This window comes from Providencia hangzhouensis (assembly GCF_029193595.2).
In the GTDB taxonomy this organism is placed as follows: domain Bacteria; phylum Pseudomonadota; class Gammaproteobacteria; order Enterobacterales; family Enterobacteriaceae; genus Providencia; species Providencia hangzhouensis.
Genome location: NZ_CP135052.1, coordinates 14,965 through 29,794, shown reverse-complemented (window position 1 = coordinate 29,794; position 14,830 = coordinate 14,965). Strand labels below are relative to the sequence as shown.

The window sequence follows — 14,830 nt, the reverse complement described above, 5'->3', positions numbered from 1 at the left end:
TGATTTTCCCGCAAAAAGGGAGCTTTTACTCCCTTTTGCTCTTTATTTTATTTTGCGGATTAATACCGTTGCTAGTAATGGGCTAATTGCAAATAGGGCGAATAACCAGATTGAAGCTTGCTGTGCCCCCGCGATCCCCCCAGGGTTAATTAGCCCGCTATTATTGACGACGACTCCTACTAAGGCCGCAGATAGCGCAGTTGCATACAATTGAATGGTAATAATAGAAGATGACGCAAGGTTTTCCTCTCCCTCTGGCGCATTCTTAAAAACACGTAATACCAGATGTGGCCAACACACACCAATTCCTAGACCAACCCCTGCCATGGCGATGAGATAAATAACGAATAATGGCCATGATTCGATAAGTTTTTGATTATGAGTTAGAACAGCAAGCGCAATTAAAGAAATAAATATGATGACCGGGCCTGTTCGAATAATTCGGATAACAATAGCACCTGTTTTATTGGCACTAAAGAGTGCCCCAAGAGTCCAACCCGCAGCCATTATTGCGGTTAAATAACCTGCTGTGAGCGGAGAAAACAGATGGATGGTTTGTAAGAAATAAGGGACATAAATTTCTGTTGTCATGCCTCCAACTAACAAACACATGGTTAAAAATATGACGCCAAGTGGACTTTTGAGTGAATAGGCTCCCGTCGGTAATAAACGTTTTTCATTTTTGCCATCGAGTAAGGCAATCGTCAGCAGTATGGCTAGGCCAATTAATAAACCAATAAGGTTCATGAATAAGCTGTCAGACAAACTTCCAATTGAAATAGCAAGAACGGATATTACTAACAAAGAAATCGCTAAGAATGGGATTTTGTTAGTTTTTGGTGCCTGGGATTGTTTTTTGGGGAGTTGATTGATGACAATGAGCGCTAGAAAAATAGCGACAGGTAGTAAAGCCCAAAATGCCCAACGCCAATGGCCACTTTCAGCAAAAATACCTCCAATTGCAGGGCCACAGAGTGTTGCTATTCCCCACATACCCGAAACGACACCCATGGCTCGGGACCATAAGTTTTCAGTAAAAACAATGCGAATTAATGCGTAGCTCAGAGCAAATAAAATACCGCCACCCAGTCCTTGTAATGCCCTGCCTCCCAGCAACACTAGCATTGATGGGGAAGCTGCACACCAAATAGACCCTAAAGAAAAGAGAATGAGTGCGAATAAATAAGAAAATTTAGGCCCAAAGCTGTCTAATACTTTACTGGAAAGGGCTGAACCGACAATTGATGTTGCCACAAATAAAGTGGTATTCCATGCATAATATTCAAGACCGCCAATATCATTAACAACACTAGGCAATATGGTTGTTACGATATAAATATTGATAGCGTGTAGCGCAACACCACCAGTTAAGGCGATAGTGAGTAATGCATTGGTGCCACTAAGTAAATCAGCCCACTTGGCTTGAGGTACGGTTGATGTTTCATTGCTCATAGAGAGACCCGCTAGACGGAATAGTAGAAAAAGATGTATTATACAAGTAATCGCTTGGATAATAGAGTCGCATAATGATTAATGCAAGTAATTACTTTGATAATTTAAATCTAACGCAGGCTGTGGATAAGGTTCTATTTTGTATCAAAACTAAAGGACCAATTTCTACCGCAGTGATCGCAAATGACTTAAATATGACAGGGGAAGCTGCAAGGCAACACATTCAAAAACTCACTTCGTTGGGGCTAGTTGAAGGTGCGCAGTGTTTATCACAAACAGGGGCGGGGCGCCCTCGGCAAAATTGGGTGTTAACGGAATTAGGGCATCAACGTTTTCCTGATACTCATGCGCAGCTTGCTCTTCAATTAATTGATTCTGTTCGGACTATTTTTGGTGATGAAGGGCTAGAAAAGCTGATTAGCCAAAGGGAAATGGAAAGCCGAGAAAAATATTTTGCCCGTTGTAAAAATTTACCATTAGCTGAGCGGCTTGAAGAGCTGGCTGAAGTGCGTAGCGAAGAAGGGTATATGGCGAAGGTTGAACAAGATGATGACAGTTGGTTGTTTATCGAAAACCATTGTCCAATTTGTGCAGCAGCCACCGCTTGCCAAAACTTTTGTCGTTCGGAATTGGCGTTGTTCAGTGAGATTGTGGGTGATGATGGTAGCATTGAGCGCGAACAGTACTTATTAAATGGTGCTGGGCGCTGTGTGTATCGTGTGAAGGTTAAAAGCTAAATACCGAGACATCTTGGTATTTAGCTTAATAATAGTATTATCTCTCAATTATTAGTGTTTCAGTTGACTCAACATGTGGTGCCAGCTCTTCGCTATCAAGCCATAGCGGTTTTTTACCAAACTGTTGGTATAATGAGAGTTGGTCTTGGTAGTGAGGTGACGGTTTTCCTTGCGGGGAAATAAAGCCACTTTGCCCTGGAGCAACAACATCCCATGCATTCACTCCTTTTTCGGTAAATACGATTAGGTCGTTTTCCGTTCCCCGGTTGTGATATTCATTTTGATGAAAATTTTCTTGAGGTAAGGCTTGTGGTACACCAAAAAAATTACTTTCACGGAAGGTTAATGCCGTGGCTGGTGTTTGCCAATTAGCTGGGTTATCACCGTATTTTACTCTCATTTTTTGGTAGGTCGCATTCAGTGCTTTTTTAATTACATCATTCCGCGATTGTCCTAAAAATAAATCGATAGGCTGAGGTATTGGTGATTTATCTTCTAAGAGAGATTCATACAGTAATTTTGCGCCTGTACTGATATTTAACGACCCAGTAGGGCCTTCTTGTGTCGTTTCATAACCACTTGCTAGATACCATTTATCAAATGGTGCGGGGACGGTTTGGCCTAGGGTGGCTTTAAGCATTTCTTTTAGCCAGATATCGAGAATAGCAGACCCAGGGTGAATATAGTGTTTCCCATCACTTGATAACTGGTTTATACCATCCCATTGCTGGAGAATAGACACTAATTTGACCGCATTGTCAGTTGACGGCAAACCTTGTGTCGCTTGAGCTAAAAAAGGGGTAAACAAGCGATGATTGAGGTCGACACGGCTAGTTTGCTGCAAAATCGTCCACATATCATCAGCTGTTAACTTATCATAGGCCTCAATGCGGCTATCGATTTCTGTCACCCTGTCTGCACTTCCCCATAAGAAGGCAAACAAGTCGCTAGCGGGATAATTTTTAGCTGGGGAGTTATTCCAGTTGGCGATGTAGCCGGATTTGGGATTATAGACTTTAGGATTATTTGCAAAGGGCTGTATCCCTTTCCAGTCCCATTCTCCCGTGCCTGATACGGGTAAACGAGGGTCATGGTTTATTTGGCGCTCGGGGTAGTGCCCGGTATGGACATAGCCAATGTTTCCGTCTTTATCCGCATAATACCAATTGATTGTCAGTGCTTGGTTTTGTGCTTGGTCTAGCCATTGCTGCCAGTTTTGCGCTTGCCCTTGCTTCACCCAAGCCATTAAGGATGTAAGCTCTTTGCCATCCCATGCGCGAGCTTTGCTGTATGCGGTGTGAGTTGTATTATCTCGCTTGACCACATTACCATGAACAGTACGGTACACATCAAAAGTAATGGGTTTTTCACCTTTTACATTCAATGTCTCTTGGCGCGATAGCATTTGTTTCCACTGCCCTTGGTGGAGGTAGCTATTTGGGTCTTCAGGTGAAATCTGTTCTGCAAAAATATCAACGCCGTCACCAAAACCAGCCGTAGAGCCCCAAGAAATTTGCCCGTTATGACCGAATAAAATAGCGGGATAAGCAAACGGTGTATTTCCAACAAGATTAAACCCTGCTCCATGTAAACCTATACCGTATGTATATGCTGGGTTAAACCAACCAAATTGTGGACCATTAAGTAAAATGGCTTTTGCGTCAGAAGCTTTTGTTTTTCCAACAAGCCAAACATTGCTGGTGGTTGGGTACCCAGCTAGCCCATTAGCACCACCTTGCTCATATTGCTGAGCGATTAGCGCATTATTTTCCTGAGAAGAAAGCGCAATTAATTTTCCCGTTGCATCTTTTGCCGTGCGTTCAAACATTGGAGCAGTAAGTCGGTAATCACTAATTTGATTCAACTGCGTTATATTTTTTGTTTTTTGTGAGTCTGAATAGGTAAATTCTTCTGATGATATTGTTGTGGGTGCATTGGGATTATTAAGCCAATTAATTTGGTTAAAGAACTCTACTCCCATTTGTTCACCATACTTATCTTTAAGCGCAGTGAGTAATGCCAGATTATCAATTTCACTATTCATATCAGAAAAGCGGTTTGCCATTGTACCGACCATAATCATCGCAACATCAAAACTTGTCCATTGGGATGGTAAAAAATCATAATCAATAAACTGTTTAGGCATTAAGTCATCCGGTTTAGCATTGATTTGTTTAATCCATGCATTCATGCCATCTGCATAACCTCTTAAAATATCTTGTTCTTTAGAGGGTAGCTGCGTGATTTGTTTGTGGATGGAATCAGGCCAATAGTTATTTCTGATTTCTTTATCAAAAGAAATGTAATCTTTACCTAATACTTCGGAAACCGTACCTTGAGTACTGCGTTTAGCCATTTCCATTTGGAATAATCGGTCTTGTGCCACTGCATAGCCGTATCCATAGAAAAGGCTATAAGTATCACTGGCATAGATGTGAGGAACGCCGTAGTTATCTCGTTCAATTTTAATTTGAGTTGACTGAGAAAATGATGAGAGCGATAGCGAGCTTAAACTAAAAGCAATAGCGATTGAAATGAGATGTTTTTTCATTTATTGAGTCCCATGTTGTTATTATTTTTTGAGACTAGCATTATTGTATTGTTAATAAATGGTTAATTTATAGTTAATTGTTAATATGTGAATCATGATCACAAAAAAGGATACATAAATTTAGATAAATTACAAAAAAACGAGTCACAACTGTGTTGGATACTATTTAAGGTGAGAGATTATGGGTTTTTTGATGGAAACGATGACTTAGCCATGCATAGATGACCCCAGCAATAGCCCCTGCTATATGGGATTCAGTTGAGATGTACAAGTGAGTCGGTAATAAGCCGCTAGCCATTGTGCCAAAATAGAATAGCACTAATAACGCGATAGCTATATCAACCCAGCTTCGGCGGAAAAAACCTTGGGCGATGAGTAAGCCCCATAAACCAAAAACCCAACCACTGGCACCGATATGAATAGCATTACGACCTAATAACCAAACAGTAAAACCCCCAACAACAATAATAAACAGTGATGCAAGCAAATATGCCTTAATAGTACGGTGTAGTAATAGGGCACTTAGTATGATAAATGGCGGTAAATTACTGAATAAGTGCCCCCAATTACCATGGATAAATGGGGCAAAGAATATACCGATGAGCCCGGTCATAGTGCGAGGTTTAATCCCGAATGAAGTTAACCCCCCAGCCATTAAGCTATTAATAAGCTGCACCGCAATAAAAATTGCGACAATGCAGGCTAATAGTTTAACGCGAGGATGCCCTTGTAAATAGTTCATTAGTGGTTACCCAGCGCTTGTACACTTTCAACAAGCGACGCTAGCTGACCAACAACCCGATCACCAATATCTGTATTATCACCACCTAAAGATTTATTACGCATAAAGTCTTTCTTGATTTGTTGCCAACGAGCAGCATTTTTTTCTGTTAATGTGCCACGTAGTTCAGCGAGTTTGAGTAAGTTTTCTTCTGCGCCGGTTGTGAGCAGCTGTGCCTCACCCAAGTAATGGTCATCTAGTAATCTTTCAAGTTCATCATTATTCATAACGGAAGAGACTTTTTCGCTGAGCTTATTCATATTACGGTAACTACCTTGCAAGCGAAATGCGGGTTCTGTCCGGTATTTATCGGATTGTGCTGCACTGGCGATATAGTGTTGATTTACTTTCAATACAACATCTCGTAACTTGATTAATTTACTGATTACCGATGTGATTTCATTAATTTCTGCATCAGAGTACGGGTAACTTAAAGTGTTGGTAGAGACAGATTTACCCATCGCTTTATCAGCAAATAAGTACAGGTCGTTCAGGTCTCGTAATGCAAGAGGGGCTAATACTGGGTTTGATGTCAGGCTGTTTTCGATATAGCTCAGGGCAAATGCTTCATCCATACCACCTAATACCTCACCAAGGTTATAAATATCAGCGCGGTTTGCAAGCATATCAGGGATTCGGAAAACTTCCCCTGACTCGGTATAGGGGTTACCTGCCATAACGACACAGAATTTTTTACCCCGCATATCATAAGTTTTGGTTTTGCCTTTCCAAACGCCTTCAATACGTCTTGTTCCATCACATAAGGAAATAAATTTTTGCAAAAACTCAGGGTGAGTGTGCTGAATATCATCAACGTATAACATCACATTATTACCCATTTCTAAAGCTAAATTGAGTTTTTCTAGCTCTTGTCTTGCCGTTGCATTAGGCGCTTGTTCAGGGTCTAGAGAAAGTACATCATGGCCAAGTGCAGGGCCGTTGACCTTCATAAAAATTAACCCTAAACGGTCAGCGGCATATTCCATTAAGGTAGTTTTACCGTACCCAGGTGGTGAGATCATTAAGAGTAGCCCCATGAGGTCAGTGCGTTTACCTTCCCCTAAAGCTCCAATTTGTTTTGCCATGTTGTCGCCTATGATAGGCAAATAGACGTCGTTTATCAGTTTATTACGCACAAAAGAGCTTAATGGTTTTGCTTTATATTCATGCAGTTTTAAACGGCTACGCTCTTCAGTAACAATTTGTTGGCGTAGTGCTTGATACTGACGAAATTCGGGGATAAAACGTTTCCGTTGCCCTCGCATACGGCTGAAGTAGTTATCTAAACTCAGTGATAGAGTTTGGTTTTCAATGGTCGCATGTTCGCCAAGTAACCCGTTAACTTTAAAGTAAAGGTCAGCTTCACTAAAGCGAGCGGAAGCCGCTTTATCTAAGATAATAATGGCAATAGCACCGGGTATGTATGGAACAAGGTGAGAAAATTCAGGGGTTGAGCACAGCCCTTGTAACCAGTTTTGAACTAATGACCAGCGCTGGGCATAGCGAGCCCCTAAATTTTGTTGTGAGCGATTAAAATCTCCCCACATATGGGCTTCTTCTAAGCGGCTCTGGAGTGCTAAAACTAATTCTCTTGCATATTTGCTATAGACGAGTTCTATCGGGGTTCTTGCAAGTGCAAAGCTAAGATATTCGGCGGCTTGAGTCTGCTCATAAGCTTGGCATTGAATGGGGTTATCTTGTAAAAACAAGCTAATTCCCGCTTCGATTTCGGCTTGTAGGTCAAGTAATGCATTGTCATTATGGAATAATTGGTGAATATTCATGGCTGTTCTTGCACGTTCAGGCCATAGTGCAGGAAAATCGTCATTTTGAACTTGTTGCCAATAAATAGCTGCGATAGCACGGGCTGTTGGGCTATACCGTAATAGATCAGCACTTTCACCGATTGGCAGTAGTTTTTTCAGTAAAGCAACAGCATCGTGGTCATGAATACCTTTTTCATAACCTTCTTTATAACGTGGGCTCGCAAAATCACGGACAATTTTTTCAAGTTTTTCCGTTGATGTTAATGCGTTTTTTAGGATATCAAAATTTAGCCCTTCTTGGCGTTTTGTTGCTGCATAGATAATTGAATAAGCAAGGTATTCCGCGCGGTAAACCGTATCAGATTCAGACTCTAATGAGGCGCTCCAATAAGGTTTTAGCTGTGATAGTTGTTCATTTTCTATTGGTTCTTGGAAATCTGTCCCGGTGAGATAAACCCATAGTTGTTCATTTTTCGGTAAAATGGTGAGGTCGAGCTCTTGGGTATTTACACTGAACCGGTGACGCCCGAGCTTAATGACATTTCCACCATTTTCAAAAATATCTGTTTTATCACGTAAAACTCGAATGGCTTGGTCCCGAGAAGATTTCAGACGTGCGTCAATATCATCAGCTTTAACGTTATCGTTAATTTCCCTTAATTTTTCAATAATTTCACGGGTTTTAAGCGCCAGAGGGTCTGAGGCAAAGAAAGCATTGAGTTCATCTTGAGACTGTAAACGAGTTGTTCGTCGTTGCAGGCTGTCTAGTAGACGGTCTGCAGCAGTGACTAAATTTTGTGCGCGGCGCTGGCGGTCATCAATAAGAACTTGTTTATGAGATTCAAAGGTTTCGAGTAATTCTTCACGCTTAGCCAATATATCATCAAGAAATTCATCATGGCTGCTAAATTGGCTTTCGAGCTCCTCTAACTGAACGAGTAATCTTGATAGCTGATCATCACAACGTTCAGGGTCAGTGGCAAGAGACAGTGCATTGGTAATGCCTTGGCTAAACAGCCGGAATTGTGCACCAAATTGAGCGACGGTTTCCACACTGCTTTGTGATTTTCGTTTTTGTTGTAAGCGAGATCGGGATTGGTTTAACTGAGCATAGATTTGAGAAATAGCATCAATAATGTGGGTTTGTTGTGTAACATCGTTGAAGCTTAGTGATGCCATTAGGTTTGAAAGCATATCTAAGTCAGCAGACATTTTTTCCATATCCTTCATGGGAATGTCTAACTGGGCACTGTTTTGGGCTTTTTCTATTTGTTCTTCGAAAACAGTTAATTGTGTTTTAAAGGGCTGTAATGCTTTATCACTAGCAAGAAAAACAGCGGTTTCTTGTGATACATATTGTTGATTTTTCTCTATTTCGCTTTCCATTTCGCTAAGTTTTTCTAAATCCATATAGCGAAATTCACGCAGTGAAATCAAGTGACCGCGTTGAGCACTCAGGGCATTTAAGCCATCAACAAATTGTTGAATATCAGCCCAACTTTCAGGCAATGTTAATGAAAGCAGTGATTTTTGGCGGCTGATGGCTTCATTCATTGATTTGGCAGATTGCTGCCGTATGCTTTCGACCTTTTCATATTCATCAAGGACGAGCTCACTTGTTTGACTGATTTCTTTAAGCAATTTACCAATACCAAGGCATTGCTCATCACCAAACCAGTAATAAATATCCAGTAAATTTTTTGCTTGTTGACTAAGTTGTTCGTAGCGAGCAATAGAAATTTGGCTGCCTTCTATTTCTTTGGATACATGCAATATTTCAGAAATACCACGAACTAAGTCTGCATTGCCTATACGGCCTAAAAAACCGCTACGAGTAGGCTGTTTGTCGGCAAACTCTTCTGAGTAAAATGGGGTCTGCCAAACTTGCATTGGGTGAACGCGAGTCGCTTCTTCCCCTTCGCCCTCAAATAACACCATTTTTCCATCTTCCAGCATGGCATAACCATGCCCAATGAGTGGAATTGAAAGTGTTCGTTCAATTAAATTGTAATTGAATAGGGCAATACGACCTTGATTTGGTGAATAGAAAACATATAGAACATCCTCTCCATTTGGGGAACGACGTAAACGGCGAAAACGCATTCCACCCATAGGCTGTTCAAACGTTTTATAATCACCATTTTGTAAGTAGTAGCCGCCAGGGAAAATAATACCGTGATCTTCTGGTAACTGGACGCACGCTTGCCCAATGGCATCAATACGTTGTACAGATTGAGATAGCGTGTTGTAAACTAAATAACGCCAAGTTTCTTCCCGATAAGGTAAAACTTTTAAGATAATTAAACTGCCAGTTTGTGCGTATTCAATTTGGGCGTCGTCTAGTGATTGGTTTTTATCAAGAACCGCTTCTCGGTAAATCCCCAAACCATCTTCAGTGTTATTTTCACACTTGATGGTTAAATCACCGCCGATAGTTTCAATGAATACGGTGTCAAGAATATTGATGTGAGGGTATCGGCCGTTAACGGTGTCTTCTCGCGTGGTTTTTTGCCATTCAAAGTCATAGGCTGGTGGGAGGGCGATATCGCGTTCACCCCGGTTATCAATATACTCAATTTTGCGTTTGTCGCTGGAGATTGACCAGCGAAAAACTCGCACGTCCGTGATGCGATCGCCAATTTGAAAACTAGCAAGAAGTTTGCCGTCCCGTTCAACAAGTTGCAGTAACTGTGTGTTCTTATAATAGGTATAGAGTTCAGTAAAATCTTGAACAAAGCGATTATCACTCAAGAAGGTATCTTCATAAGGGACTGCTTCAACATCAAACTCATTGTCGTTTTCAATTAACCGATATAGTGAAAATACATCTTCGAGGTGCGTTTCTTTTTTTAGGCCGAGGAATACGTTATAGCCAAATAAAAGCCACTCGCCAACGCGGACAATGTCCCTTGCTTGGCAATTATTTTCAGTACGAATGCGAATGCGGCCAATGATATCCATTTGGCTCTGGCCGAATTCATCCAACCGCATTTCATTGAGTTGAGCGGCTTTTTGATGAAGTTGTTGCCCTTGGTCGGTCAGGCGTTTGCGTAATATTTCATAAGCACCACCTTCTGCAACAGCACTATCGAGTATTTCTTGTTCGCGATCCGTATCCTGAATATCTGACATTGCGCAGCGAATTCCCTTAACTAAGACAATAAAAATGAAAAACAATAGGGGTAGGTTCACTACCCCAATGTGCTAAAGGTTTACAGTTGGTCATCCGTTGGTGGAATCGGTTTTGATATAACCGTTTTTGCTGGCTGATTAGCCCCTTTAGCTGCCATAAAACCGTTTATAAGATCTTGAACTTCGGGGTTTTTCAATAATGCGGCAATATCAACTTTTTTGTCTTCTTTGCTACGATTAATGAGTTTTTCAACATTTTCTTTTGCGAAACTGCTTTTATCCATAAAACCATCAACGGCTTTTCCGAGGCTTAGTGCTTTAGAGAAGGTGTTGAAGAAGCTGCCATCACCGCCCACAATTTCAATATTGGTTTTGCTAAGCGCTGCAGCCAATACATCAGCTTGCTCCCGGGCAATTTCTTTATTGGCGTCGATAGATGCCATGGCTTGTTCAAATTCTTTCTCAAGGCGCATACGAAACTCTTCATGAGAGCGAGCGGTATCGCTGAGATGATCCATAGATTTAAATTTGTCAGTTAAACCATCGGCTTCAGCTTTCAAGCGTTGGCGGATAACTTCTGCTTGTGCTGAACCTAATTGGCCTTCTCCTCGAGCTTGTGCTGCCAGTTTTTCTTCCAGTACTTTCGCATCAGCCAAGCCTAGTTTTTCTTTGGCATTGGCTTGTTGTTCTTCACCACGAGCTTGAGCGGCTAATTTCTCTTCAAGGATTTTCGCTTCAGCAAATCCTTGTTGTTGTTCTGCTTTGGCTTTGGCTTCCATTACCTGAGCTTCCGTTAAGCCTTTTTCTTTCAGCCCACGTGCTTCCGCTAACAATTTCTCAGCTGTAATGTTGGCAAGAACAAGACCTTCTTTTTCTTCCGCCTCTGCGGTTGCTTGGCGAACTCGAGCTTCTGCTAAACCTAATGCCGCATGTTCAGCTTCAACCCCTTCAGCTAAGCGTTTTTTGGCTTCAGCTTGTTTTGCTGATGCTTCTAATTCTGCTTGTGCCATGGTGCTTATTTCTTCTGCACGGTGCTTAGCACTGGCTTCATCGGCTTCGGCTTTTTTCACTTGGCGAACTAACGATTCTTCCGCTTCTGCTTGTGCATTAATCACTGTGACTTGGCGCATACGTTCAGCTTCAGAGACTTCACGAACTTCTTTGATTCGTTCCTCTTCCTGTGCCACGGTTTTTTCAACTGCTACACGTTCACGTATAACATTGGAGATATTTTTGCGTTCTTCTTCGAGTGCTTTTTCTTTTTCTATGCGCTGTAATTCAACTTCTCTTTCACGGGCAACAATTTCAAGCTCACGTGCTCGGCTCACTCGCTCTTCTTCGATAGCTACAGCACGAGTACGGTTTTGTTGAGCGACTTCAACTTCACGCATGCGGTTTTCTTCACGGATTTCAATTTCTTGCTGGGTTTGAATACGCGCTTGCTCTGCTTTAAGGCGTTCTTCTTCTTGAACACGTAAAGTTTCAGCTTGTTCACGGGCACGAATATTATCAATTTCACGTTTTTGGCGAGCTTCGGCATCGGCTTGTTGGCGCTCTAAAGCTAAACTTGCTTCGCGGGTTTCAACGTTTTTCTTTTGAATTGCGAGCTCTTGGTCACGCTCTTTTTGGTTGGTCTCAATATTGTGAATTGCGGTGATTTCAGTAATTTTACGAATACCTTCGGAGTCAAAGATATTATTTGGGTCTAAGGCTGATTTAGGTGTTTGTTCTAGGTAATCAATAGCTACATCTTCAAGGGCGTAGCCGTTAAGGTCCTTTCCTATCACATCAACAATGCGGTCACGGAAGTCTTGTCGGTTTTCAAATAAAGTGGCTAAATCCAGTTGCTTACCTACTGTTTTTAAGGCTTCAGAGAATTTTGCACTGAATAACGTGCTGACCGCTTGATGGTCTGATGCACGGTCAACACCGATAGCTTTTGCAACTTTCAGCACGTCTTCCGTCGTTTCATTCACTCGCAAATAGAAAGCAACGGTGATATCAGCACGTAAGTTATCATGACAAATCAAGCCATCTTTACCGCGGCGATCAACTTCAAGTGTTAGCAAAGAAATACGCATGAATTCTTTTTTGTAGATGACAGGGTAAACTAATGCCCCTGTAAAATGCACTTTAGGCTGTGATGACATGTCATTGACAATCAAAGCAGTACCTTGTGGGACTTTGATATAGAAGGCTTTGAATAACCCAAAGAACCCTAAAATAACTAGGATGATCCCCCCGATAATTGTTAAAAAGGGCATTAGTGCAGCCAAGTCCATATTGATTCTCCATTGGTTCTGACGATGACGTCATTTCGATTATGCAAGCAAGATATTTATTTTTAAAAAGAGAAGTTATCCGTGGCGAAATTCATTTTCACTGACAACTTGATAACTGTGCGATGCTGCGTCATAGCTAATGATGACTACACGATCACCGCGTTTTAACTGTTCTGAGGATGGGGCGCGTATTTGTAGAATTAACCCAGCTCCACCATCTTCTAATAGTGCCTCGCCATTTTGTTCAGTTACCGCTCCTGACCGTACAGTGGCGTATTTACCGATAAGTTGTTGTACTGTTTTTGGTTTATTGAGGCTCACTAGTTTTTTACGCACAGGTTTTAAGCACAAAGCGGTTAAATGAAGAGAGATAAATAGGGTGATCGCAAAAACGGCGAAGCTGACGAGATAGCGTAATAAGTCAGTATCAATGAAGCGAATAAAGATATGTACGCTGAAATAACTGATTATCCAGCCAAAAAGAGTAAATAACGTGACAATAATGGTGACAGGGATCCCTGCTAAGCCAAGCTTAGTTAACCAGCCAGCAAAACCGGTTGCATCAATACCGGCATCAAATTCGGTATCAATATTAAATACGTCGATATCCAATAAACCAAAAGCGGCACATAACCAATAAAATAAAACAATGATTAGCAAACCACTAAAGATAATTGTTGGGAACATCAAACTGTTATGGAAAAACAAACTCATAGGGTTTTCTCTTTATTATTAATACATTATTGAGTTTACGTGAAAAGTAACGTTTGTTTAATTTATCACCATAAAATAATTTAACTTAATAATATATTTTTTAATTAATAGCAGTATCAGACTAGTCTATAAGCACTTTTATTTTTTGGGAGTTTCTTATAACACTGGTTGTTTATCCAGTTTTATTTGGTGAAGTTATTCCTAAAGTCTTATTGATAATAACAGGGCATTGATAGGAGAGAATTTTACCATTAATCGTTAAGTTGATGATAATCATTCTCAAACAAAGAATGGGGGTTTAAAGTACAAAATGGGGAGAATAGAGTTGATTAAGGTGATAAATTTGCGCTTCACTGTTTAAAGCATCTATGAAGCGCAAAAAAGTAAGATTAGTCTATCAAGTTCAGGAATGCCGCACCTCGTGCACCTCCAGAGTCACCATAACGTGCTTTTTCAATTGCAGGTAGTGTTGCGATGCCATAAAGGTATTGTGGAAGCACTTCTGGTAGTTGTTTATAGATTTCTTCAAACTGTGATAAACCTCCGCCAATAACCACTAAATCGGGGTCAAAAACAGTGACAATTTGCCCCATAAACATCGCAAGTAATGACATATAGCGGTTAACATGTTCTTTTGCTTGAATATCACCTTGTTTATATTGTTCGATAATTTCGATAGCGGAACGTTTTTCATTGGTGAATGAGGAATAAATACGCTCAAAGCCTGGGCCTGATAGGTAGGTTTCAAAACAAGCAGTTTGGCCACAGCCGCAAGTTATTTCAGGAACTTTTTCCCCTAACAGCTTGGCTCCACGAACGCTGAGGTTCATATGGCCAATTTCTCCAGCGATTCCATTTTTACCGGATAAAACTTTGCCATTTATAATAAACCCACCGCCCACACCAGTCCCTAAAATTAAACCAAGGACGGTAGGATAGCGTTTGAAGTCAGGGTCCCAAGCTTCTGATAATGCAAAGCAATTTGCATCATTTTCTACTTTTACTGGGCGTTGTAATATATTAGCAAGATCATGAATTAAAGGTTTGTATTGTGCAGTAGGGACATTGGTTGTAAATACGGTTCCTTCAGCATGGTTTACGATACCGGGGACGCCAACACCAACTTTTCCTTGGCAATTAAATTTTTCATCTGCTTCGAGTGTGAGTTCGAGAAACGTATTTAAGAGCGTTTGGTAGTCATCTTTGGGTGTAGGAACACGCTTTTGCCAGACCTGATTTAATTCGTTGTCAAAGACGGCAAGCTCAATTTTTGTCCCGCCCATGTCAAAGCCGTAATACATTTTCATCATCCTTTAGTTATTTATGTATCATGTATCTATATGATAAATAATAAATGAAAGTGCTAATTAACCTGATTATACAAAAGTTATTTGATGAAAGAATTATTGATTTAA

The 14,830-nt window shown here is 41.0% G+C and carries 8 protein-coding genes; 1 reads left to right on the top strand and 7 read right to left on the bottom strand.

Going from position 1 to position 14,830, the window contains the following annotated elements; translation table 11 throughout:
* Positions 1 to 42: 42 nt before the first annotated feature.
* Positions 43 to 1,452, bottom strand: coding sequence for an MFS transporter (locus tag PZ638_RS00095; protein WP_094961994.1), 1,410 nt, complete (start codon positions 1,450 to 1,452; stop codon positions 43 to 45).
* 74 nt (positions 1,453 to 1,526) lie between these two features.
* Here PZ638_RS00095 and PZ638_RS00090 point away from each other — a divergent pair, with 74 nt between their 5' ends.
* Positions 1,527 to 2,189, top strand: coding sequence for a helix-turn-helix transcriptional regulator (locus PZ638_RS00090; RefSeq protein WP_094961993.1), 663 nt, complete (start codon positions 1,527 to 1,529; stop codon positions 2,187 to 2,189).
* Positions 2,190 to 2,226: 37 nt separating this feature from the next.
* On the opposite strand, the gene PZ638_RS00085 is transcribed toward PZ638_RS00090, so the two are convergent.
* The 6 genes from PZ638_RS00085 to nagK form a co-directional block, all read right to left on the bottom strand.
* Complete coding sequence (locus PZ638_RS00085) at positions 2,227 to 4,740, bottom strand: penicillin G acylase (protein WP_094961992.1); 2,514 nt, start codon at positions 4,738 to 4,740, stop codon at positions 2,227 to 2,229.
* Between the two features lie 166 nt (positions 4,741 to 4,906).
* Positions 4,907 to 5,482, bottom strand: a complete 576-nt coding sequence (locus PZ638_RS00080) for a rhomboid family intramembrane serine protease (protein WP_094961991.1) — start codon at positions 5,480 to 5,482, stop codon at positions 4,907 to 4,909.
* On the bottom strand, positions 5,482 to 10,419 hold the full coding sequence (locus PZ638_RS00075) for a DNA repair ATPase (protein ID WP_206277610.1): 4,938 nt from the start codon (positions 10,417 to 10,419) through the stop codon (positions 5,482 to 5,484). The genes PZ638_RS00080 and PZ638_RS00075 overlap by 1 nt, the downstream gene beginning before the upstream one ends.
* An 80-nt stretch (positions 10,420 to 10,499) precedes the next feature.
* A complete protein-coding gene (locus PZ638_RS00070) occupies positions 10,500 to 12,701 on the bottom strand; it encodes a flotillin family protein (RefSeq protein ID WP_094961989.1) in 2,202 nt (733 codons plus the stop codon).
* A 75-nt stretch (positions 12,702 to 12,776) separates the two neighbouring features.
* Positions 12,777 to 13,415 (bottom strand): OB-fold-containig protein, encoded by a 639-nt coding sequence (locus tag PZ638_RS00065; protein ID WP_110592764.1) that lies wholly within the window; start codon positions 13,413 to 13,415, stop codon positions 12,777 to 12,779.
* Between the two features lie 389 nt (positions 13,416 to 13,804).
* Complete coding sequence (gene nagK / locus PZ638_RS00060) at positions 13,805 to 14,716, bottom strand: N-acetylglucosamine kinase (protein ID WP_094962017.1); 912 nt, start codon at positions 14,714 to 14,716, stop codon at positions 13,805 to 13,807.
* Between the last annotated feature and the right edge of the window lie 114 nt (positions 14,717 to 14,830).

Coding starts and splice junctions, on each gene's coding strand:
- PZ638_RS00085 (WP_094961992.1), bottom strand. CDS start 4,740: ATGAAAAAACATCTCATTTCAATCGCTATTGCTTTTAGTTTAAGCTCG.
- PZ638_RS00090 (WP_094961993.1), top strand. CDS start 1,527: ATGATTAATGCAAGTAATTACTTTGATAATTTAAATCTAACGCAGGCT.
- nagK (WP_094962017.1), bottom strand. CDS start 14,716: ATGTATTACGGCTTTGACATGGGCGGGACAAAAATTGAGCTTGCCGTC.
- PZ638_RS00075 (WP_206277610.1), bottom strand. CDS start 10,419: ATGTCAGATATTCAGGATACGGATCGCGAACAAGAAATACTCGATAGT.
- PZ638_RS00070 (WP_094961989.1), bottom strand. CDS start 12,701: ATGGACTTGGCTGCACTAATGCCCTTTTTAACAATTATCGGGGGGATC.
- PZ638_RS00095 (WP_094961994.1), bottom strand. CDS start 1,452: ATGAGCAATGAAACATCAACCGTACCTCAAGCCAAGTGGGCTGATTTA.
- PZ638_RS00065 (WP_110592764.1), bottom strand. CDS start 13,415: ATGAGTTTGTTTTTCCATAACAGTTTGATGTTCCCAACAATTATCTTT.
- PZ638_RS00080 (WP_094961991.1), bottom strand. CDS start 5,482: ATGAACTATTTACAAGGGCATCCTCGCGTTAAACTATTAGCCTGCATT.